The organism is Actinomadura rubteroloni, assembly GCF_002911665.1.
GTDB classification, from domain to species: domain Bacteria; phylum Actinomycetota; class Actinomycetes; order Streptosporangiales; family Streptosporangiaceae; genus Spirillospora; species Spirillospora rubteroloni.
In genome coordinates, this window is sequence record NZ_MTBP01000001.1 from 1,231,379 (window position 1) to 1,251,015 (window position 19,637).

The 19,637-nt window shown below is 72.8% G+C and carries 20 protein-coding genes and 1 pseudogene; 12 read left to right on the forward strand and 9 right to left on the reverse strand.

Going from position 1 to position 19,637, the window contains the following annotated elements; translation table 11 throughout:
- Positions 1–79: 79 nt before the first annotated feature.
- Positions 80–784: a diguanylate cyclase gene (locus tag BTM25_RS05425; protein ID WP_205647970.1), complete on the forward strand. Its 705-nt coding sequence runs from the start codon at positions 80–82 to the stop codon at positions 782–784.
- A gap of 80 nt (positions 785–864) precedes the next feature.
- Entirely contained in the window at positions 865–2,928 is a 2,064-nt protein-coding gene (locus tag BTM25_RS05430) for a catalase (protein ID WP_103562767.1), read from the forward strand.
- A 282-nt stretch (positions 2,929–3,210) separates the two neighbouring features.
- Here BTM25_RS05430 and BTM25_RS05435 read toward each other — a convergent pair whose 3' ends face one another.
- The gene (locus BTM25_RS05435; protein WP_103561624.1) at positions 3,211–3,687 is read right to left on the reverse strand and encodes a hotdog family protein; all 477 of its coding nucleotides are present in this window, start codon (positions 3,685–3,687) and stop codon (positions 3,211–3,213) included.
- Positions 3,688–3,856: 169 nt separating this feature from the next.
- Here BTM25_RS05435 and BTM25_RS05440 point away from each other — a divergent pair, with 169 nt between their 5' ends.
- Together BTM25_RS05440 and BTM25_RS05445 are read left to right on the forward strand one after the other, a co-directional pair.
- On the forward strand, positions 3,857–4,612 hold the full coding sequence (locus tag BTM25_RS05440) for an enoyl-CoA hydratase-related protein (protein ID WP_103561625.1): 756 nt from the start codon (positions 3,857–3,859) through the stop codon (positions 4,610–4,612).
- A 2-nt stretch (positions 4,613–4,614) separates the two neighbouring features.
- Positions 4,615–5,388 (forward strand): serine hydrolase, encoded by a 774-nt coding sequence (locus tag BTM25_RS05445; RefSeq protein WP_168212009.1) that lies wholly within the window; start codon positions 4,615–4,617, stop codon positions 5,386–5,388.
- On the opposite strand, the gene BTM25_RS05450 is transcribed toward BTM25_RS05445, so the two are convergent.
- From BTM25_RS05450 to BTM25_RS05460, 3 genes are read right to left on the reverse strand one after another with little or no spacing between them, the layout of a single operon-like run.
- Entirely contained in the window at positions 5,358–6,344 is a 987-nt protein-coding gene (locus BTM25_RS05450; protein WP_103561627.1) for a magnesium and cobalt transport protein CorA, read from the reverse strand. The two genes, BTM25_RS05445 and BTM25_RS05450, sit on opposite strands and share 31 nt — an antisense overlap.
- 25 nt (positions 6,345–6,369) lie before the next feature.
- A complete protein-coding gene (locus BTM25_RS05455; protein ID WP_103561628.1) occupies positions 6,370–7,236 on the reverse strand; it encodes a M48 family metalloprotease in 867 nt (288 codons plus the stop codon).
- Entirely contained in the window at positions 7,233–7,583 is a 351-nt protein-coding gene (locus tag BTM25_RS05460; protein WP_103561629.1) for a BlaI/MecI/CopY family transcriptional regulator, read from the reverse strand. Before BTM25_RS05460 ends, BTM25_RS05455 begins: the two co-directional genes overlap by 4 nt.
- A gap of 107 nt (positions 7,584–7,690) precedes the next feature.
- On the opposite strand from BTM25_RS05460, the gene BTM25_RS05465 reads away from it, so the two are divergent.
- On the forward strand, positions 7,691–8,254 hold the full coding sequence (locus tag BTM25_RS05465; RefSeq protein ID WP_456356082.1) for a TerD family protein: 564 nt from the start codon (positions 7,691–7,693) through the stop codon (positions 8,252–8,254).
- On the opposite strand, the gene BTM25_RS05470 is transcribed toward BTM25_RS05465, so the two are convergent.
- Complete coding sequence (locus tag BTM25_RS05470; RefSeq protein ID WP_103561631.1) at positions 8,251–9,312, reverse strand: alpha/beta hydrolase; 1,062 nt, start codon at positions 9,310–9,312, stop codon at positions 8,251–8,253. The genes BTM25_RS05465 and BTM25_RS05470 overlap by 4 nt on opposite strands.
- 246 nt (positions 9,313–9,558) lie before the next feature.
- Between BTM25_RS05470 and BTM25_RS05475 the strand changes: the two genes are divergently transcribed.
- From BTM25_RS05475 to BTM25_RS05485, 3 genes are all read left to right on the forward strand, one after another.
- Positions 9,559–9,852, forward strand: a complete 294-nt coding sequence (locus BTM25_RS05475) for a hypothetical protein (protein ID WP_103561632.1) — start codon at positions 9,559–9,561, stop codon at positions 9,850–9,852.
- An 83-nt stretch (positions 9,853–9,935) separates the two neighbouring features.
- Complete coding sequence (gene tatA, locus BTM25_RS05480) at positions 9,936–10,196, forward strand: Sec-independent protein translocase subunit TatA (protein ID WP_205647972.1); 261 nt, start codon at positions 9,936–9,938, stop codon at positions 10,194–10,196.
- Between the two features lie 234 nt (positions 10,197–10,430).
- Positions 10,431–11,453, forward strand: a complete 1,023-nt coding sequence (locus BTM25_RS05485) for a sodium:calcium antiporter (protein WP_103561633.1) — start codon at positions 10,431–10,433, stop codon at positions 11,451–11,453.
- Here the strand turns inward: BTM25_RS05485 and BTM25_RS05490 are convergent.
- Positions 11,411–12,058 carry a TetR/AcrR family transcriptional regulator gene (locus BTM25_RS05490; RefSeq protein WP_235828251.1) on the reverse strand — a complete coding sequence of 216 codons (648 nt, stop codon included), beginning with the start codon at positions 12,056–12,058 and terminating at the stop codon, positions 11,411–11,413. The two genes, BTM25_RS05485 and BTM25_RS05490, sit on opposite strands and share 43 nt — an antisense overlap.
- A gap of 47 nt (positions 12,059–12,105) precedes the next feature.
- On the opposite strand from BTM25_RS05490, the gene BTM25_RS05495 reads away from it, so the two are divergent.
- Positions 12,106–13,326: an acyl-CoA dehydrogenase family protein gene (locus BTM25_RS05495; RefSeq protein WP_103561634.1), complete on the forward strand. Its 1,221-nt coding sequence runs from the start codon at positions 12,106–12,108 to the stop codon at positions 13,324–13,326.
- A gap of 29 nt (positions 13,327–13,355) precedes the next feature.
- On the opposite strand, the gene BTM25_RS05500 is transcribed toward BTM25_RS05495, so the two are convergent.
- On the reverse strand, positions 13,356–14,024 hold the full coding sequence (locus BTM25_RS05500) for an esterase/lipase family protein (protein ID WP_103561635.1): 669 nt from the start codon (positions 14,022–14,024) through the stop codon (positions 13,356–13,358).
- A gap of 219 nt (positions 14,025–14,243) precedes the next feature.
- Between BTM25_RS05500 and BTM25_RS05505 the strand changes: the two genes are divergently transcribed.
- Positions 14,244–15,443, forward strand: a complete 1,200-nt coding sequence (locus tag BTM25_RS05505) for a PucR family transcriptional regulator (RefSeq protein ID WP_103561636.1) — start codon at positions 14,244–14,246, stop codon at positions 15,441–15,443.
- A gap of 92 nt (positions 15,444–15,535) precedes the next feature.
- Here the strand turns inward: BTM25_RS05505 and BTM25_RS05510 are convergent, their stop codons facing one another.
- Complete coding sequence (locus tag BTM25_RS05510; RefSeq protein ID WP_103561637.1) at positions 15,536–16,351, reverse strand: PIG-L family deacetylase; 816 nt, start codon at positions 16,349–16,351, stop codon at positions 15,536–15,538.
- A 56-nt stretch (positions 16,352–16,407) separates the two neighbouring features.
- Here BTM25_RS05510 and BTM25_RS05515 point away from each other — a divergent pair, with 56 nt between their 5' ends.
- Both BTM25_RS05515 and BTM25_RS30215 read left to right on the forward strand, forming a co-directional pair.
- Positions 16,408–17,523: a glycosyltransferase family 4 protein gene (locus tag BTM25_RS05515; protein ID WP_235828252.1), complete on the forward strand. Its 1,116-nt coding sequence runs from the start codon at positions 16,408–16,410 to the stop codon at positions 17,521–17,523.
- A 95-nt stretch (positions 17,524–17,618) separates the two neighbouring features.
- A pseudogene (locus BTM25_RS30215) lies at positions 17,619–18,200 on the forward strand (phosphatase PAP2 family protein); the annotation flags it as partial.
- Positions 18,201–18,253: 53 nt separating this feature from the next.
- Here the strand turns inward: BTM25_RS30215 and BTM25_RS05525 are convergent.
- A complete protein-coding gene (locus BTM25_RS05525) occupies positions 18,254–19,315 on the reverse strand; it encodes a lysylphosphatidylglycerol synthase transmembrane domain-containing protein (protein ID WP_103561638.1) in 1,062 nt (353 codons plus the stop codon).
- Between the last annotated feature and the right edge of the window lie 322 nt (positions 19,316–19,637).

The following is a 19,637-nucleotide window of genomic DNA, read 5'->3' on the forward strand; positions in this document are numbered from 1 at the left end:
CGTGGCGGGACGCGTGATGCCGGTGGTTATGTCCGCGCGTGCCGGGTAGCGGGAGGCTGCCCGTCCGAAAGGTGCCCGCATGAAGCTGCCCTCGCCTGCGAAGACCGCCCTGCGCAACGTCACGTCGGCGCCGCTGCCCGCCTACGCGCGGCGGACGCTCGGCGTCGACACCGCGACCCGCCGCTGGCTGATCGGCGGCGTCATGCCGCTGTGGCTCGGCGCCGGGCTCGTCGACTGGTGGTGCCATCGGCGGACGCACATCGAGGACAACTCCGGCGCGCACGAGTCGGCGATCCACGCGCTGATGATGGCGGAGGCCGGGGTGCCGGTCGTGCTCGGCCTGTTCTGCGAGGTCAACGCCGGTGTGCTCGCGGTGTCCGGCGGCGCGCTCGGCGTCCACGCGGCGACGGCGGCGTGGGACGTGAGCTACGCGGAGGAGCGGCGGCGCGTCACGCCGTTCGAGCAGCACTGCCACAGCCTGCTGGAGGTCGTGCCGCTGATGGCGACGGGGTTCCTCGCCGTCCTGCACTGGGACCAGGCGCGCGCCCTGCTCGGCCGCGACGTGACCGGCGCGGACCTGCGGCTGCGGCCCAAGCGGCCCGATCCGCTGTCGTGGCGGTCGCGGGCGCTGCTGCTCGGCGCGATGGGCGTGTTCGGCGGGCTCCCGTACGCGGAGGAGATGGTGCGGTGCCTGCGCGCGCGGCGGACGCTCCGGCGCCGTCCGCCCGCGCCCGAGCCGCCGACGCGGACGCTGACGGTCCCGGACGATCAAGCGATCAGGTAATTCCCGGCAAAGCCCGCATGTCGGGGCCTGCCCCGGGCACGACTCGCAGCGCGACAACTCGATCACGGAAGGTGGCGATGATGGCGGACGCTCGCCGCGATGCCAAGGACGAACAACTGGAGAAGAGCCGGGTCTCCCCCGAGGACTCCGTGCTCACCACCGACCAGGGCATCCCGGTCGACGACACCGACAACTCGCTCACCGTGGGGCAGCGCGGCCCGAGCCTCCTCCAGGACTTCATCCTGCGGGAGAAGCTCACGCATTTCGACCACGAGCGGATCCCGGAACGCGTCGTCCACGCGCGCGGCTCCGGCGCGTACGGCTATTTCCAGGCCTACGACGACTCGCTCGCCGAATACACGCGCGCCGAATTCCTGCGGGACCCGTCGCTGCAGACGCCGGTGTTCGTGCGCTTCTCGACGGTCGCGGGATCGCGCGGGTCGGCCGACACCGTCCGTGACGTGCGGGGATTCGCCGTCAAGTTCTACACGCAGCAGGGGAACTACGACCTCGTCGGCAACAACATGCCGGTGTTCTTCATCCAGGACGGCATCAAGTTCCCCGACTTCGTCCACGCGGTGAAGCCCGAGCCGCACAACGAGATCCCGCAGGCGCAGTCGGCGCACGACACGCTGTGGGACTTCGTCCAGCTCCAGCCCGAGACGATCCACATGATGATGTGGGTGATGTCGGACCGGGCGCTGCCGCGCAATTACGCGTCCATGCAGGGATTCGGCGTCCACACGTTCCGGCTCGTCAACGAGCGCGACGAGTCCACCTTCGTGAAGTTCCACTGGAAGCCGAAGGCGGGCGTCCACTCGATGGACTGGGACGAGACGCAGAAGGTCGCGGGCAAGGACCCCGACTTCAACCGGCGCGACCTCTGGGAACGGATCGAGAACGGCGTCTACCCGGAATGGGAGCTGTGCGTGCAGCTCGTCCCGGCCGCCGACGAGCACAAGTTCGACTTCGACCTGCTCGACCCCACCAAGATCATTCCGGAGGAGGAGGTCCCGGCGCGTCCGGTCGGGCGGCTCGTGCTGAACCGCAACCCGGACAACTTCTTCGCCGAGACCGAGCAGGTCGCGTTCTGCCTGAGCAACGTCGTGCCCGGCATCGACTTCACCGACGACCCGCTGCTCCAGGCCCGCATCTTCTCCTACCTGGACACGCAGCTCATCCGGCTCGGCGGCCCGAACTTCCCGCAGCTCCCGGTGAACAAGCCCGTCGCGGACGTCCGCAACCACCACCGCGACGGCTACCACCAGACCGAGATCCCGACGGGTCGCGCCGCCTACCACAAGAACTCGGTTTCCGGCGGCTGCCCGGCGCTCGCCGGCGGCGCCGCGTTCCGGCACTACCCCGAGCACCTCGACGGCGACCTGATCCGCAAGCGCGCGGAGACGTTCGCGGACCACTACTCGCAGGCGACGCTGTTCTGGAACAGCATGGCCGACTGGGAGCGCGAGCACATCGTGGCGGCGTTCCGGTTCGAGCTGGGCAAGGTCGAGGACGTGTCGATCCGCGCGGGCGTCGTCGGGCACCTCAACCACGTCGACCACGACCTCGCCCGCCAGGTCGCCGAGGGCGTCGGCGTCCCGGTGCCGTCGCCCGCAGGGCCGAACCACGGCCGCCGGTCGCCCGCGCTCAGCCAGACCGGCCTGGTCGGCGACCCCGTGCCCGGCCGCAAGATCGCCGTGCTGGTCGCGGACGGCAGCGACTCCGGCCTGATCGCCACCGTCGGCGAGGCGCTCGTGGACGCGGGCGCGGTGGTCGAACTGCTCGCGGCGCACGACGGCGTGGTGCAGGCTGCCGACGGAGGCCGCATCGAGGTGACGCGGGCGCTCCCGACGATGTCGTCGGTCCTCTACGACGCGATCCTCGTCCCCGGCGGCCCGACGGCCATCGAGAACCTGAGCGGGGACGGCCTGGCGGTCTTCTTCCTGACCGAGGCGTTCAAGCACGCCAAGCCGATCGCCGTCCACGCCGACGCCGCCCCGCTCCTGGACCGCGCCGGAATCGACCCGTCCGCCCCCGGCGTCGTCGTCGACCAGGGCGGCGACACGGCCTTCCCGACCCGGTTCCTCGAAGCGGTCCGCGCGCACCGCTTCTGGGACCGCGAGGTCAAGCACATCCCCGCCTGACCCCGCCGCGCGGTGGGCTCGCCCGGGACCGCGTCGCGCGGTGGACTCGCCCGGAACCGCGCGGCGCGGTGGGCTCGCCCGGGGGCCGCGTCGCGCGGTGGGCTCGCCTAGGGCGCCAGGGCGCCAGGGCGCCAGGGCGCCAGGGCGCCAGGGCGCCAGGGCGCCAAGGCGTCAGGGCGCCAAGGCGTCAGGGCGCCAAGGCGTCAGGGCGCCAAGGCGTCAGGGCCTCGGGAAGTCGGGACGTCTGGACGTCTGGACGTCTGGACGGCACTGTGTTGGGCGTCAGGGGTTCAGGACGAGCAGCATCAGCCAGTCGGCGGTCATGGCGGGGCGCGGGCCGGGCGACGGGGCGTCGGGTTCGGCATCGTCCACCTCCAGGGTGTTGCGGGTAGTGACGCGAATCCGGCCGGACGTCTTCTGCTCGGCGGCGCCCAGTTCGGCGTGGAGCCGAACGCGTGCGCCGGTCGGCACCGGGCGGAAGAACCGGACCCGGTCGAGACCGTAATTCAGCGCGTGACCCGACGTCATCCGCAGCTCGCGCTTGTGGAAAACCGCGAGCATCGACAGCAGCAGGAAGCCCGACACCGCCCGCTCGCCCGCCGCCCCCACGGGCGACGGACGGCGGCCCAGATGCTCCTCGCGCAGGAACGTGGCCTCGCAGAACGCGGCTTCGTCCTCCGGCCCCACGCGGATCCAGCCGGACGTGAACAGCGGCGTCCCGGGCACGGCGGACAGGACATCGGCGGGCGTGTAGGGCATCGGGTCCTCCCATCGGTGCGGTCGCCGTCGCCGGCCAACCCGCCTTCCGTCCGGCAGGTCCGCGTCGAGAATCGCACGTTCGGCCCGGGGCGCTCAGAACGGTGAATAACCGGGCGCGCTATAACGGGACGGTCCGTGGCCTGCGTCGCGGCGGCGAAAGGAGACCGTGGTGACCGTCGTCCGATACGAGGTGGAGCGCGGGATCGCGACGATCACGCTGGACTCCCCGCGGAACCGCAACGCCCTGTCCAACGCGCTGCGCACCGGCCTCGCCGAGGCGCTCGCGAGCGCCGCAGGCGACGCGGACGTGCGCGGCGTCGTCCTCACGGGCGCGGGCCCCGCGTTCTGCGCCGGGGCGGACCTGAAGGAGGCCGCGTCCGGCGAGCCGCCCACGGGTCCGGGCATCCCGGAACTCCTCGGCACCCTGCTCGACCACCCCAAACCGGTCATAGCGCGGCTCAACGGCCCGGCCCGCGCGGGCGGCCTCGGCCTGGTCGCGGCGTGCGACATCGCGGTCGCGCCCGACGACGTGACGTTCGCGTTCACCGAGGTCCGGATCGGCGTCGCCCCCGCGGTGATCGCCGTGGCGTGCCGCCTGCGGATGACGCCCCGCGCCCTGTCCCGCTACTTCCTGACCGGCGAGACGTTCTCGGCCGCGGACGCCGTCGCGTCCGGCCTGCTCACCGCCGCCGCGCCCCGCGACGAGCTGGACGCCCTGGTCGAGGGCATGGCGGACGGCCTGCGCAAGGCCGAGCCGAAGGCCGTCGCCCGCACGAAGCGGCTCGTGGACGAACTCGCCGCCCTCGACCGCGCCGACGCCTTCGCCCTCGCCGAACGCCTCTCGCTGGAGTTCTTCATGAGCCCCGAGGCGGCCGAGGGCCGGCTGTCCTTCTTCGAGAAGCGCCCGCCGTCCTGGGCCCGGTAGCCGTGCACCGGAAGGCGCTGGACGAGCTGGCGCACCGCGCGGAGGGACGCGGCGGCGTGCTCGGCGTCGTCGTCCAGAGCGCGAACGGCGAATACGCGAGCGTGAACGCCGACCGCGCGTTCACCGCCGCGTCCCTCATCAAGCTCCCGGTCATGCTGGCGCTGCTGGACGGCGTCGAGGCCGGACGCTGGTCGCTGGACGACCGGCTGCCCGTCCGCGACCGGGTCGGCGGCGCCGGGATCCTCCGCGACCTGGCGGACGTCGCCGACCTCAGCGTCCGCGACCTGGTCACGCTCATGATCGTGATCAGCGACAACACGGCCGCGAACCTGCTCATCGACCGGATCGGCGCACCCGCGGTGGCCGACTGGTGCGGACGACATGGCCTCCGCGCCACCGTCCTCGAACGCCGGATGATGGACGCCGAGGCCCGCGCGCGGGGCGCCGAGAACCGCACGTCCCCGGCCGACATGGCGAAGCTGCTGGACGGTCTCGTGCGCGGAACCCTGCTCGGCCCGGCGATGACCGCGTTCGCGCTGGACGTCCTCGCCCGTCAGCAGGTCCGCGACCGCCTGCCGCGCTACCTCCCCGCCGGTCTCCGCATCGCCCACAAGACCGGAGAACTGGACGGCCTCCGCCACGACGTCGGCATCATTTTCACCAACGCGCCCATCATCGTCGCCGCGCTGACCGAGAACGCCGACGAAGCCGACGACCTCATCGCCGAGTCAGCCCGCAGGGCCGTTCAGAGCCAGCCGCTCTTCCGCAGCTTGTAGTACACGGCGAGAATGGCGACGACCATCGCCGACAACGCCAGCGGATACCCGAGGTGCCATTTCAGTTCCGGCATGTGGACGAAGTTCATCCCGTAGATCCCGGCGATGGCCGTCGGCACCGCGATGATGGCCGCCCAGGACGAGATCTTCCGCATGTCGTCGTTCTGCTGCTTGCCGAGCAGCGCCAGATGCGCCGTCAGGACGCTGTTGAGCAGTTCGTTGTGCGCGTCCACCTGGCCGTCGATCCGGAGCAGGTGGTCCAGGACGTCGCGGAAATAGTTCTGCGTCCCGTCCAGTTCGGCGACGCGCCCCTTCACGATCTCCTGCATCACCGGGACGAGCGGGTCCTCGGCGGCGCGGAACTCCAGGACCTCGCGCTTCAACCGGTAGATGCTCTCGGTGACGTCGGTGTCGGCGGGTTTGCTCATCGAGCGGAAGACGGCCCGTTCGAGTTCGATGATGTCCACCTCGACCTCGTGCGCGACGACGCCGTAATGGTCCACGACCTCGTCGCACACGGCGTAGAGGACGGCGGCCGGGCCGACTTTCAGCATCGCCGTGTCCGCCTCGACGCGCTTGCGGATCGGACGCAGCGGATTCCCTTCCCCGTGCCGGACGGTCACCACGAAGTCCGGCCCGAGGAACAGCATGATCTCGCCGACCTCGATGTCGGACGTCTCGTCCACGTACCGCAGCGTCTTGAGCACGACGAACAGCGTGTCGTCGTACCGTTCGATCTTCGGGCGCTGGTGCGCGGTAATGGCGTCCTCGACCGCGAGCGGATGGAGGCGCAGTTCGTCCTCGATGAGGTCGAACTCCTCCTCGGTGGGCTCGTGCAGGCCGATCCACACGAAGCAGTCCGCGCCGTCCTTGCGGGCGTGGTCGAAGGCGTCGCTGATGTCGCCCTCGATGTCGCGGCGCTTTCCGTCGTGGTAGATCGCCATGTCCACAATCACGCGCCCATTGTGGACCACCCGGACGTCACTGGAGGACGAAGACCAGTGCCCGATCGAGTTGGAGCGCCAAAGACGCGAGGCCGCTCGTCGTGACGCCCGTCCCGGCGAGCGCGACCGGCCCGGTGATCGGGTTCTGCCGGGGCGGGTCGGCGAGCAGCGCCCGGACGCGCTCCACGACCGGCCCGTCGGCGAAGGCGGCCAGCGGCCCCGGCCGGGCGGTGCGGTTCAGCGCGACGTGCGCGATCGTCCGGGCCACGAGGGCGCGGTCGGCGAGGCGTTCGGCGGCGTCCTCGTCGGCCCAGCGCTCCACCGCGAACCGCAGCCGCCGGTTCAGCGGACGCAGCGGCGGCAGTGTCGCGGCGGCGAGTGCGCCCAGGGCGAGGTGGCGGTGGTGGCGGTGCCGCAGGTGGGACGCCTCGTGCTCGAACACCACCCGGAGCTGGTCGGGGGTGAGCGAGGCGAGCAGGCCGCGCGACACGAGCACGCCGCCGTCGCGTCCGGGCACGGCCATCGCGACAAGGTCGCCGGTGTCGAGCACGGCCGCGCGCCGCGCCGCCGCGACGTCGCCGCGCCAGCGCGCCGCGAGCCGTGCAGTGCCGGCGAGGTTGAGGGCCGTCAGGACGGCGGCGGGCACGCCGAGCCAGGCCGGGACGGGCGCGTCGTCCCCGAACAGCGCCCATTCGGGCAGCCGGCCGGCCGCCGCGGGGTCGAGCCCGGCGGCGTAGTTGACGGCGACGAACAGGGCCGTCCCGGCGGCGGCCGTCGCGGTCGTCGCCGCGACGAGCGCCAGCAGCCGCGCCGACCAGCGCGGATGCAGCGGCGTCCGCAGCAGCCCGAGCGCGACGGCGAGCGCGAGCGTCAGCGCGGCCGGGAGCAGGCCGAGGACGGTCACTGCTCGTTGAGAAGGTCGCGCAGCACCTGCTCCTGGTCCGGGCTCAGCTCCTGGAGGAACTGGCCGAGGACGCCGTGCGGGTCGCTGGCGTGCCGCAGGTGGCGGTGCATGCGGTGCGCGACGAGCCGGGACTCGTCCACCGTGAGCCGGTACACGAACTGGCGCCCGCTGCGGTCGCGGGTGACCATGCCCTTGGCGTGCAGCCGGGACAGGATCGTGTTGACGGTCGTGTGGGCGGGGTCGTCGGCGAGCCGGCCGCGCAGGTCGCCGGCCGACAGCGGCGCGTCGGCCGCCGCCAGCGCGGCGAGCACCTCGGCTTCGAGCTGGCCGAGCGGTCGTCGTGGCACGGAACGGTCCTCTTCGGTGGTGGATGCCTCGTCCGAGCGTAACGCCGGGACGTCCCGGTAGGCTTCCTGCTACACGTGTAGTAGTCCGGAGGGGGACGGTCGTGTCGGTGTCATTGGTGAAGGGTCAGCGGATCTCCCTGGAGAAGCCGGGCGGCACGCTCACCCGCGTCCGGATGGGCCTCGGCTGGGACGCGCTCCCGAAGAAGGGCCTGTTCGGCAAGCGCGAGCAGGACATCGACCTGGACGCGTCCTGCGCGCTGTTCGCCGACGGCCAGGTCGCCGACGTCGTCTACTTCGGCAAGCTCGCCAGCGACGGCGGCGCGGTGCGGCACACCGGCGACAACCTCACCGGCGCGGGCGACGGCGACGACGAGTCGGTCATCGTGGACCTCGGCGCCGTCCCGGCGAACGTCGGCTCGCTGGTGTTCGTCGTCAGTTCGTTCAGCGGCCAGTCGTTCGACCAGGTCAACAACGCCTACTGCCGGCTCGTGGACGAGACGTCCGGCGCCGAGCTGGCCCGGTTCGGGCTGACCGGCGGCGGCCCGCACACCGCGCTCGTCATGGCCCGGCTCTACCGGCACGGGACGGGCTGGAAGATGAACGCCATCGGCGAGCCCGGCCAGGGCCAGACGCTGCGCGACCTCCTGCCCGCGATCGCCGCGCACGCCTAGCCGCCGATCGCGTCCATGATCAGCGGCCATGCCTTCTTGTACTCGCGGTCCCAGTACTTCCACTGGTGGAAGCCGGGGCCGTAGAGGTCGGTCGTGACGGGGATGCCGAGCTGTCCGAGACGGTCGAGGAAGTCCGCCGTGGTGGACGCGACGAGCGTCTCGCTGACGGCGCCCTCGGTGTAGATCTGGAGCCCGTTGAGGCCGTTCTTCGCGATCAGCGTCGCGAGGTCCTCGTCCAGCGGGCCCTGCGTGCCGTCCCCGGCGGAGACGAACAGCCGCGTCCCGCGCAGGCCCTCGGCCTGCTCGTACGGGTCGTGGTCGAGCCAGTTCCGCCGGTCGGCGGCCGGGTCGCCCCACTTGGCGAGCGGGTCCGGGACGGTCGGCTCCGGACGGGCGTAGTCGGTGAACATCATCGCCTCCGGCAGGCCCGGCGCCGTGATGTGGAGCAGGCTGCTGAAGCACGCGGCGAACTTGAACAGCCCGGGATGGCGTGACGCGTAGGTGAGGGCTCCCTGTCCGCCGGACGAGATTCCCATGACGGCCCGGTTGGTCGACGCCCGGAAGTTCCGCTCCAGGAGCTGAAGGACCTCCTGGGTGTGGAAGGTCTCCCAGCGCGGATTCCCGCCCCGGCCGCCGTTGTACCAGTCGGTGAAGCCCTGGGCTTTGCCGCCGTCGACCAGCGCGACGAGCGCGCGGCTCCGCTTGGCCGTGGCGGGGAGGTCACTGTGGCCCGCCCATTCGGTGTAGGAACCCGGGCCGCCGCCGTACACGTAGACGATCGGCCACGTCGCCGTGGACGTCCGGCTCCAACCGGCGGGCGTGTAAAGCCGGATCCTCGGTTTCGACGTGTCCACGAGCGGGGTGTCGATGGTGAGGTCGATGGTCTGCGCGTCCACCTGCTTGGACTCGGCGATCGAACCGCCGTCGTCGGCGGGCACGTACGCGGGTTCGGTGGGCGCGGGTTCGGTGGGCGACGGGTCGGGGCTCGGGTCCGCCAGGGCGGGGGCGGCGGGCACGAGCAGGACGGTCAGGGTGAGCGACACCAGGGCACGGCGCATCCGGCACTCCAGCGGGGAGACGGCTCATCACGAGGTTGGCGGGGGCTGGCACACCGACGCTATCGACCGGGAAAACCGTCCCGCCACGCGTCCGGTGACAGGTCGGCGCCCTCGGATGCGCGGTCGACGACGAGCCCGGAGCGCCGAACCGGTCCGCACGCCGCCGCGTCTCACCGATAAACCGATTGCGCGCGCACGCGATCGGAGGCGACTCTCTCTGCTGAGAGACGAGGAGTGTGGCGCCCCATGAACGCCCAGGCCGAGAACCGGCTCGCTCTGCTGCTCGGCGTCCGGCTGGCCGAGCTGGACGCCCTCTGCACCGCCGCGCTGACGGCGTCCACCGCTGCCGAGGAGAACACGAGGCTCGCCGAGCTGGCCACCGCCGCCGCGCGGCTGTCGGAGTCGGCGGCGTCGGCGGCGCGGGGCCGCCGGACGCTGCCGGCGCGTCCGCCGGTCCGCCGCCGGACGCGACTGGAGCGGCGCGTCAACGGAGCCCGGCGCACCGCCGACCGGATCATCGCCCGGTCCGCCGACGGCTGATTTCCGGCCCCCGGCCCTTGCCCGTCGTCCCCCGCGGAGGACGATGGGTCGGGGCCGGGGAGTGCCGGCCGGAGGGAGGAACGATGATCGGGGAATTCTCACCCGCGCACTGGCTGATCGTCGGCCTGGTGGTCGTCCTGCTCGTCGGGTCCAAGAAGCTGCCGGACACCGCGCGGGCGCTCGGCCGCTCGATGCGCATCCTCAAGGCCGAGACCCGGGGGATCCGCGAGGACGACGACGTCCCGGCCGTCGACCCCACCCCCGAGGACCAGCGGGAACGCGCCGCGCGGCTGCGCGCGGAGGCGGCCCTGCTCGACGCCGCCGAGGACCCGCGCGCCTCCTGACCCGGGCGGCCGTGCGGTACCGTTGACGCAGTTCGCGAAGGGGAGTAGTCCTGCGAACCGGTCGTCGACACGCTGGAACCCCGGTTCCCGGCGGCCGGGCCCGCACACGGGTGGACGAGACCTTCGATCCCTTGACGGATTTGTGCCGTCCGGGGGTCGAGGCCGTCCGGATCCCCTGTCCGCCCCCGTCCTCGCCCCCCCCATGACGGCCCTGGGAAGGCGTGAGGTGGGGACGTGCTGCACTTCGTCCTGTTGATCGTGTGCGCGATCGTGATCTATCTGTCGTGCGAGTGGTTCGTCAACGCCGTCGAATGGCTGGGGCAGCGGCTCGACGTCGGGAAGATGGCGGTCGGGACGATCCTGGCCGCGTTCGGGACGGCGCTGCCCGAGTCCGTCGTGACGCTCGTCGCGGTGACCACGGGCGGGACGACCGAGGCCAAGGACATCGGCGTCGGCGCCGCGATGGGCGGCCCCCTCGCCCTCGCGACCGTCGCCTACGCCGTCACGGGCACCGCCCTCCTCCTCCGCCGCCGCGCCCTGCGCGCCGACGCGGAGGAGAGCGACGTGCTCACGGGGCCCGGGGACGCGGCGCGGCTCGCGGGCGACCAGCGGTGGTTCCTCGCGGTGTTCGTCGTGAAGGTGACGCTCGGTCTCGTCGCGTTCGCGTTCAAGCCGTGGCTCGGCCTGCTCTTCTTCGCCACCTACGCCGTGTACTTCTGGCGTGAGATGCGCGGCCACGGCGAGCCGGGCGGCGACGACGAGCACGGCGACCTCGAACCGCTCAGGTTCCAGCCGCGCCGGGCGGCCCCGGCGACGTGGGCCGTCGTGGCGCAGACGCTCGCGACGCTCGCCGTCATCTTCGTCGCGTCGCAGCTCTTCGTGCACCAGCTCGACGCGATCGGCCCGATGATCGGGCTGCCCGCCGCCGTGACGGCGCTGCTGCTGTCCCCGATCGCGACCGAGCTGCCCGAGATCATGAACGCGATCATCTGGGTGCGGCAGGGCAAGACCAAGCTGGCGCTGGCGAACATCTCGGGCGCGATGATGATCCAGGCGACCGTCCCGTCCGGGCTGGGCCTGCTGTTCACCCGGTGGAAGTTCGACACGGCGCTGGCGTGGTCGGGCCTGGTCACGGCCGCCGCGATCGTCTACCTGCTCGCGACGCTGCGCGCGCACCGGCTGACCCCGGCGCGGCTGGCCGTCGCGGGCCTGTTCTACGTGGTGTTCGCGGCGGGGCTCGTCCCGATCCTGTCCTGAGGGTCGAGCAGCGCGTCCACGGCGAGGTCCGGCGCGGCGGTGCGCAGCAGGGCGGCGAGCGACCCGGCGAGCAGTTCCAGCAGGTCGGCGCGCGGGAGCGGACGGTCCTTCGCCCAGGCCAGCGCCGTGTCCTCGACCAGCCCGAACCAGCCGGACACGATCAGCCGCACCCGCGCGTCGCCCGCCGCGTCCGGCCCGAGGACGGCGTGGACCTGGTCGGTGAGCGCGGCGCGCGTGTCGTCGTGGACGCGCACGACGTGCTCCGCGCCGCCCGCCGCGCCCCGGATCAGCGCGAGGTACGGCTCGCGGCGCCGTTCCACGAACGCGAGGAACGCGTCCAGCGACTGGCGGAGCTGGCGCGCGGGCGGAAGGTCGGGGTCGGGCGCGGTCTGGCGGACGAGCCGCCGCGCCGCGCTCTCCAGGACGGCCACGTAGAAGGCGTCCTTGGTCGGGAAGTAGTGGAACAGCAGCCCGCGCGAGATGCCGGCGGCGGCGGCGACGTCGTCCAGCGACAGCTCGTGGATGGGCCGCTCGACCAGCATCGTCAGGCCGATCCCGACGAGCTGGCGGCGGCGTTCCTCGGCGGTCAGCCGACGTCGTGTCACGCGTCCAGGCTATCGTGTTGAGCATTGCTCAATAAGGAGGACCCGGCATGGACTTCACCCCGTCGGACAAGGCCCGCGACTACACCGAGCGCGTCCGCGCCTTCATCGCCGAGCGCATCGCGCCCGTCGAGGAGGACTACCTGCGCGAACTCCTCGCGCTCCCGGAACACGAGCGGTGGCGCGTCCTGCCGGTCATCGACGAGCTGAAGGCGGCGGCGCGGGCGGCGGGCCTGTGGAACCTCTTCCTCCCGGACGAGCGGGAGGGCGCGGGCCTGACCGTCAGCGAGTACGCGCCCGTCGCCGAGCTGATGGGACGGTCCTTCATCGCCGCCGAGGTCTTCAACTGCAACGCCCCCGACACCGGGAACATGGAGGTGCTGCACCACTACGGGTCCCCGGAGCAGAAGGAGCGCTGGCTGCGTCCGCTGCTGGACGGCGAGATCCGCTCCGCGTTCTGCATGACCGAGCCGGACGTCGCGTCGTCCGACCCGACGAACGTCGAGGCGACCGCCGTCCTGGACGGCGACGAGGTCGTCGTCAACGGCCGCAAGTGGTTCAGCACCGGCGCCGGCCACCCGCGCTGCGAGGTCCTGCTGTTCATGGGGCTCACCGACAAGGACGCGCACCGCCATCAACAGCACTCGATCGTGGCCGTCCCGCGCCGCGCGGACGGCGTCACGGTGGAGCGCATGCTGCCCGTCATGGGCCGCTACGACGAGCCGTCCGGGCACGGCGTCGTGCGGTTCGAGGACGTCAGGCTGCCCGCGTCCGCGCTGGTCGGCGCGCCGGGCCAGGGCTTCGAGATCGGGCAGAACCGGCTCGGTCCGGGCCGCGTCCACCACTGCATGCGGCTGATCGGGCTCGCCGAGGCCGCGCTGGAGGCCGCGTGCCGCCGGGGCGCCGAGCGCGTCGCGTTCCGCAAGCCCCTGGTCAACCTCGGCGGCAACCGCGAGCGCATCGCCGACGCGCGCATCGCCATCGACCAGGCGCGGCTGCTCGTCCTCTACACCGCCTGGCTGCTGGACACCCAGGGCATCCTCGGAGCGCTGTCGCAGGTGTCGCAGATCAAGGTCGCCGTCCCGCTGATGGCGCAGCGGGTCGTGGACATGGCGATGCAGATGCACGGCGGCGCGGGCCTGTCCGACGACTACCCGCTCGCCGCCGCGTGGACGGTCGCGCGGGCGCTCCGGCTCGCCGACGGCCCCGACGAGGTCCACCGGGGCGTCGTCGCGCGCCTCGAACTGGGCAAGTACGGCGTGGCGCGCTGACGGCAGTCCCGGCGGCGCGCCACACCGGCTCAGGAGCCGAGGAACGTGGCGATGCTCGTCAGCACGGACGTGTCCTTGAGGAAGCCCATGTGCGTCTGGTTCGGGATCTCGTTGTTGGTCGCGCCGTCGAGCGCGGTGCTCTTGTACGGGTTGATGACGCCGTCGGACGGCGAGTACCACGTGGCGTACTTCGTCACGCCGGGCGTCTCGTCACCGGTCGTGAGCTGCTTGATGAACGCCGACCCCGGGGTCATCTGCCGGCACGTCGTGAAGAACGAGCACCAGGTCGCCGCCGTCGTGCCGTGGTTGGCGCCCGCGATCGACGCGAGGTGGTCCACGTTCGGGTTCCCGTTCAGCACCTTCAGGTACCAGAGGCTGACGAGGCCGCCCATCGAGTGGTTGACGATGTCGACCTTGGACGCGCCGGTCTTGGACTTCACGTCCGCGATGTACTTCGCGAGCCCCTGGGCGTTGGTCTTGTTGTCACCGTAGGAGTTGTACTCGTAGGTGAAGAGCCGGTCGCTCTGGTAGCCGGCCTGCTCGAACACGGTCTTGGCCGTCTTCCAGTTGGCCGCGCTGCCGGAGAAGCCGTGGACGAAGACGACCGGGTCGCGCTCCGCGGCCTGCGCCGCCGGGATCTGGCCGACCAGACCGGCAGCCGCCGCGAGCGCGGCGAGCCCGCCGATGATCCGACGCATGAGACCTCCAGGGGGTGGGGGAGGCGGCCCGAGCGCCGCCGGACGCCGACCGTACGGAGCGGCGCCCGCGGGGAACTACTCAACGCCGGACAAGACCCTGCCGAGTCGGGCTCACACGGTGTACTAGCTGTCCACCCGGTCGCCCGGCCGGATATGCTCACGGCCTGACTGACGGGCGCCCGCCCCCTGGGCGGGATCGGACGGCGCTCGGGAGGGCCGATGACCTCGACGCACATCGAACTCCAGGTCACGGGCAAGGATCTCGCGGACCGGTGTACGGTCATGCGCCGCTACGTGCCCGAGATCGCCACCGAGGCCGTCGCCGAGATCATGCGGCAGGTGCCCGAGTACGCCTACTTCCACGACCCCCGCGCCGTCGAGGTCATGGAGCAGGCCAACGCCTGGACGATCGACCACTTCCTCGCGCTGATGGCGACGCCGTCCCTGCCGTCCACCGACATCCTGAAGTTCTGGCGCGACCTCGGCTTCGGCGAGGCGTGCGAGGGACGCAGCCTCATCCCGCTCCAGACCAGCCTGCGGGTCGGCGCGGGCGTCGCGTTCCGGCGGCTGACCGAGGAGGCCGACGGGCTCGGCATGGACACCTCGGCGACGACGATGGCGCAGATGACCGACGCCCTGTTCATCTACCACAACCACCTGATCGCCGCCGCCGCCGAAGGGCACGCCGCGGCGTCGGAGGACGCCGGCAACCGCTTCGAGATCAGCCGCCGCCGGCTCGTGGACCTGCTCGTCTCGGAGAAGCCCGCGCCCGGCAGGATCGCCGAGCTGGCGCAGGAGATCCGCTGGCCCCTCCCGAAGTCGGTCGGCGCGGTCGCGTTCGCCCAGCCGCCCAAGGACCGTGGGCCGCTGTCGCCGGACGTCCTCACCGCCTTCCACGCGCCCGAGCCGTTCCTCATCGTCGTCGACCCCGAGGGACCCGGGCGCCGGGCCGTCGTGGAGACCATGCTGAAGGGCGAGACGAGCGTCGTCGGCCCCGCCGTGGCGCCCGCCGAGGCCGCCAAGTCGCTGCGCTGGGCGCGGCAGGCGCTGTCGCTCGTCCAGAGCGGCGTCCTGCCGGCGGAGGGGACGGTCTTCGCCACCGACCACCTGCCGATCCTCATGCTCATGCAGGACCCCGACCTCGCGTCCCGCGCGATCGAACGGCGTCTCGCGCCGCTGCTGCGGGTCCGGCCGTCCGGACGGGTCGCGCTCGCCGAGACGCTCATCGCCTGCTTCCAGAGCCGGTTCAACGCGACCGAGGCGGCGCAGCGGCTGCACGTCCACCCGCAGACCGTCCGGTACCGCGTCCGCAACCTCCAGGCGCTGTTCGGCGAGACCCTGGACGACCCGTCACAGCATCTCGAACTGCACATGCTGCTGCATCTGTGGCTCGCCACCGCCCGCGAGAACGCGTCCTGACCGGGTCCGTCAGGGCTACTACAGCGTTTGTAGTAGATTGCCGTGATCAAGGTGGGATGTGAGGCACGGTGATGGACGCGAGGACGAGCTGTTCAGCGCTCGCGGAGGCCGGCGAAGACGTCGTCCAGCAGCGGACGGGCGGGCGTCCGGCCCCGCTCGGTGAACCACTCGTGGCCGAGCGCCGCGCGGAACACCGGCATCGGGAGTTTCAGCAGGACGGCGAGCGTCCGCACGCCCGCGTCCGATCCGGCCTGCGTCGCGTGCGCGGCCATCGCGGCGCGCTTGTGGGCGGCGAAGCGGCGGACGTCCACGCGGTGCGTCAGGTGCTCGGGCGCCGTGTAGGCCGTCGCGAACCGCTCCGGGCCGAAGTCGGCGGGGATCCCGGGCAGCCGGGAGACCAGCCGCAGCGCACGCCGCAGCAGCCGCCGGTCCACGGTCGCCTCCAGGACGACGGGCGTCCCCGCCAGCTCGGCCGCCCGGATGCCCACGTGGTGCACCCGCACATGATCGGGGTGGCCGTAGCCGCCCGCTTCGTCGTACACGGTCAGGACGTCGGCGTCCTCTTCGCGCAAGATGTCGGCGAGCCGTTCGGCGGCCTTGTCCACGTCGGCGTCGGCGAACGCGTCGGGGTGCCCGGACGGGTCGTCCGCCATGCCCGAGTCCGCGTAGCCGAGCCACTCCACCCGCGCGCAGCCGAGCGCGGCGGCCGACCGGCGCAGCTCGCCGAGCCGCCGGTCGCCGAGCGCGCCGTCGGCCCGGTCGGCGGACGCCGCGAGGCCCGCCTCCCCGACGGTCGCGACCACCAGCACCACCCGGTGCCCCTCGGCGGCGGCCCGCGCCAGCGTTCCGGCGGTGAGCAGCGCCTCGTCGTCGGGATGGGCGTGGAACGACACGAGCGTGTACGGCATCCCCACAGTCTGCCCGCGCCGGACGGACGGGTCGATCCGCCCCGGAGCGCACGCCCATGAGAATCGCCCACATCACCGACTACTACCTCCCGCGCCTCGGCGGCATCGAGATGCAGGTCCACGACCTCGCGACGCGCCAGCTCGACGCGGGCCACGACGTGACCGTCATCACGTCCACGCCCGGCGGCCGGGACGAGCCGGACGGCCCGCCGGTCCGCCGCGCGACCGAGAACCTGCCGTTCGCCGCCGCGCTGCACCCCGCCGCGCCGTGGGCCGGGCGGCGGCTGGTCCGGGACGGGAAGTACGACGTCCTGCACGTCCACGCCGGGCCGTTCTCGCCGCTGTCGTTCGCGGGGCTCGCGCTGGCCGCCGAACTGCCGACCGTCGTGACCGTCCACTCGCTGATCTCCTACATGGAGCCCGCGTTCCGGCTGCTGGACGGCGTGTCGCGCTGGTCCGCGCTGCCCGCCGTGTGGACGGCCGTCAGCGACGCCGCCGCCGAGCCCGTCCGGCGCCTCGTCGCGCCCCGGCCGGTGTTCGTCCTGCCCAACGGCATCGACGCGGCGCGGTGGCGGGTCGAGCCCGCGCCGCGCGAGCCCGGCGAGGTGCTGGTCGTCGCGGTGATGCGGCTCGCGCGGCGGAAACGGCCGCTCCAACTCGTCCGGATGCTGCGCCGCGCGCACGACCTGCTCGCGCCGCGCGTCCGGCTGCGCGCGGTGATCGCCGGGGACGGCCCCGAGCGCCGCGCCGTCGAACGCCACCTGCGGCGGCACGACATGGACTGGGTGAGCCTGCCCGGCCGCGTCGACCGCGCGCACATCCGCGACCTGTTCCGCCGCGCCGACCTGTTCGTCGCGCCCGCCATGCTGGAATCGTTCGGGATCGCGGCGCTGGAGGCGCGCTGCGCCGGGGTGCCCGTCGTGGCCCGCGCGGAGGGCGGCATCCGCGAGTTCGTCGGGCACGGCGAGGAGGGACTGCTCGTGGACAGCGACGACGCGATGGTCGAGGCCATCGTGCGGCTCGCGGCCGACGCCGACCTGCGCGGCCGCGTCGCCGCGCGCAGCCGGACCGTCCCGCCCCCCGTGACCTGGCCGGACGTCCTGGCGCTCACCGAGGACATGTACGGCCGCGCCGCGGTGCGACTGCACGGGCGGGCCGAGCGATCGGCGTGATCTCGCCCCGGCGGGACGCGGCGGCCGTGGCCGCGCCCCGCGTGCGGCGCCCCCGGCTGCTCGGCGAACTGCTGATCGTCTTCGTGCTGCTGCGCGTGTACGACTACGTCCGCTCGTTCGCCGACGCGCGGCAGGGACGCGCCCTGACGCACGGCCGGGACGTCCTGGACGTCGAGCGCTTCCTGCACATCGACATCGAACGCGCCATGAACCACTGGATCGAGCGCCACGATTTCCTGGCGATCGCGGCGGTCGACTGGTACCAGTACGTCCATATCAGCGCGACGATGTCCGTGCTGGTGTGGTGCTACGTCGCGGGCCCGTCGCTGTACCGGGGGGCGCGCAACGCGCTCGTCGCGACGAACCTGGTCGGCATGACGGTGTACTTCTTCCTGCCCGTCATGCCGCCCCGGCTGCTGCCGGGGGAGGACTACATCGACTCGGTGGCGGCGGCCGGGTTCGGGACGACGCACGGTGGACCCGTCACCGCCGACCAGTTCGGCGCGATGCCGTCTCTGCACCTGGCGTGGGCGACGTGGACGGCTCTGGTCGCGTTCGCGCTGCTGCGGCGGTACCGGGCGCGGTTCCTGGTCGTCCTGTACCCGACGACGACCGCGCTCGTCGTGATGGCGACGGCGAACCACTACCTGCTCGACGTCTTCGCCGGCGCGGCGGTCGCCCTCGCGGCGCGGCGGGCGCTGCCCGGCCCGCTGCCCGTCCGGGCGACGGCTCAGATGATCCTGCGGCGCAGCAGCACGGCCAGCACGAACGCGCCCGGCACCAGCGGCAGCCAGACGGTGATCAGCCGGTACCCGACGACCGCGCCGAGCGCCGCGGGGGACGGGACGCCCGCCCAGATCAGCCCGGCGACGAGCACGACGTCCAGCCCGCCGATCCCGCCGGGCGACGGCAGCAGGGCCGAGACCGAGGAGACGACGACGTAGACCACGACCGTGATGCCGGCCGTGATCGGGACGTCGATGCTCCGCAGCACCGCGAACAGCACGACGCCGTGCAGCAGCGGCGCCGTGAGCGAGCCCAGCCACAGCGCCACCGCGCGTCCCGGATGCGCGAGGACGGTCCGCAGCGCGGCCAGCTCGCGCACGAGCCGCGCCCCGGCCCTGGCCAGCTTCGCGACGACGGCGCGTCCGCGCCGCCCCGGGACGAGCCACAGCAGGGCCGCTATGGCGGCGACCGCCGCGACCGCCACGGCGATCCAGACATGGGACGCGACGGCCTGCCCGACGGCGTCCCAGCTCACCCGGTCGCCGATCATCCCGAGCGTGGACGGCACCGCGATCACGGCGACGGCGAGCAGCAGCAGATGCGTCACCAGCCCGGCGAGCGAGTTCAGCCCGACCGACCCGACGGCCGCGCCGCGCGTCATCCCGCACCGTCTCAGGAACCGGACGTTCACGGCCATCCCGCCGGACCCCGCCGGCAGCAGATGGTTGGCGAACGAGGCGGCGACCTGCACGGCGAACACGCGTCCGACCGGGGGGGTCACCGGCATCGAGCCGAGCTGCGTGACCGTCCCGACGCACCACATCGCGGCGGTGGCGGCGAAGGCGAGCAGCAGCCACTGCCGGTCCGCGCCGATGAGGCTCTCGCTGCCCGCGTCCATCGCCGCCCGGTGCCGGACGGCCAGCGCGACGACCGCGGCGGCGACCGCCGTGCCGAGCAGCACCCGCGACAGCGGCGCCTCCGCCGCCGCGACACGGCCGAGCGCGCGGACGACGCGCGCCGCCCCCTGCGGACGCCGCGCCGCACTCGTCTCAGTACGCGTTCCCACCCGTACGCCCTTCCGTCGCGCGGGCTCGTTCGCCGCGCACCGTCTCCGTCCCCCCGGACGGCCCCGATCGCCGATCCGACCCACTTTCTCGAAACGCGCCGGAAACCGCCACCCGCGACCCAGCCACCCCACAGGTCCCGCAGCGATTCTTTCTACTACAGGCCTTGTAGTAGCCGAAACACACCCACCCACCGACGCCCCCACAATTTCCCACCGCAAGCCACTCGTTAGCCCCACCGCGTCACACGTCTCGCACGCCACGACCGGGCCGAGCGGCGCACGCCCGGCCGAACGGGCAGCCTTCCCCGCTCGGCGGACGAAC

Bases quoted from the DNA above. Each gene is read 5' to 3' on its own strand.
- BTM25_RS05470 (WP_103561631.1), bottom strand. From the start codon at position 9,312: ATGCGCCGTGCCCTGGTGTCGCTCACCCTGACCGTCCTGCTCGTGCCC.
- BTM25_RS05425 (WP_205647970.1), top strand. From the start codon at position 80: ATGAAGCTGCCCTCGCCTGCGAAGACCGCCCTGCGCAACGTCACGTCG.
- BTM25_RS05505 (WP_103561636.1), top strand. From the start codon at position 14,244: ATGACCTCGACGCACATCGAACTCCAGGTCACGGGCAAGGATCTCGCG.
- BTM25_RS05495 (WP_103561634.1), top strand. From the start codon at position 12,106: ATGGACTTCACCCCGTCGGACAAGGCCCGCGACTACACCGAGCGCGTC.
- tatA (WP_205647972.1), top strand. From the start codon at position 9,936: ATGATCGGGGAATTCTCACCCGCGCACTGGCTGATCGTCGGCCTGGTG.
- BTM25_RS05500 (WP_103561635.1), bottom strand. From the start codon at position 14,024: ATGCGTCGGATCATCGGCGGGCTCGCCGCGCTCGCGGCGGCTGCCGGT.
- BTM25_RS05430 (WP_103562767.1), top strand. From the start codon at position 865: ATGGCGGACGCTCGCCGCGATGCCAAGGACGAACAACTGGAGAAGAGC.
- BTM25_RS05435 (WP_103561624.1), bottom strand. From the start codon at position 3,687: ATGCCCTACACGCCCGCCGATGTCCTGTCCGCCGTGCCCGGGACGCCG.
- BTM25_RS05510 (WP_103561637.1), bottom strand. From the start codon at position 16,351: ATGCCGTACACGCTCGTGTCGTTCCACGCCCATCCCGACGACGAGGCG.
- BTM25_RS05515 (WP_235828252.1), top strand. From the start codon at position 16,408: ATGAGAATCGCCCACATCACCGACTACTACCTCCCGCGCCTCGGCGGC.
- BTM25_RS05475 (WP_103561632.1), top strand. From the start codon at position 9,559: ATGAACGCCCAGGCCGAGAACCGGCTCGCTCTGCTGCTCGGCGTCCGG.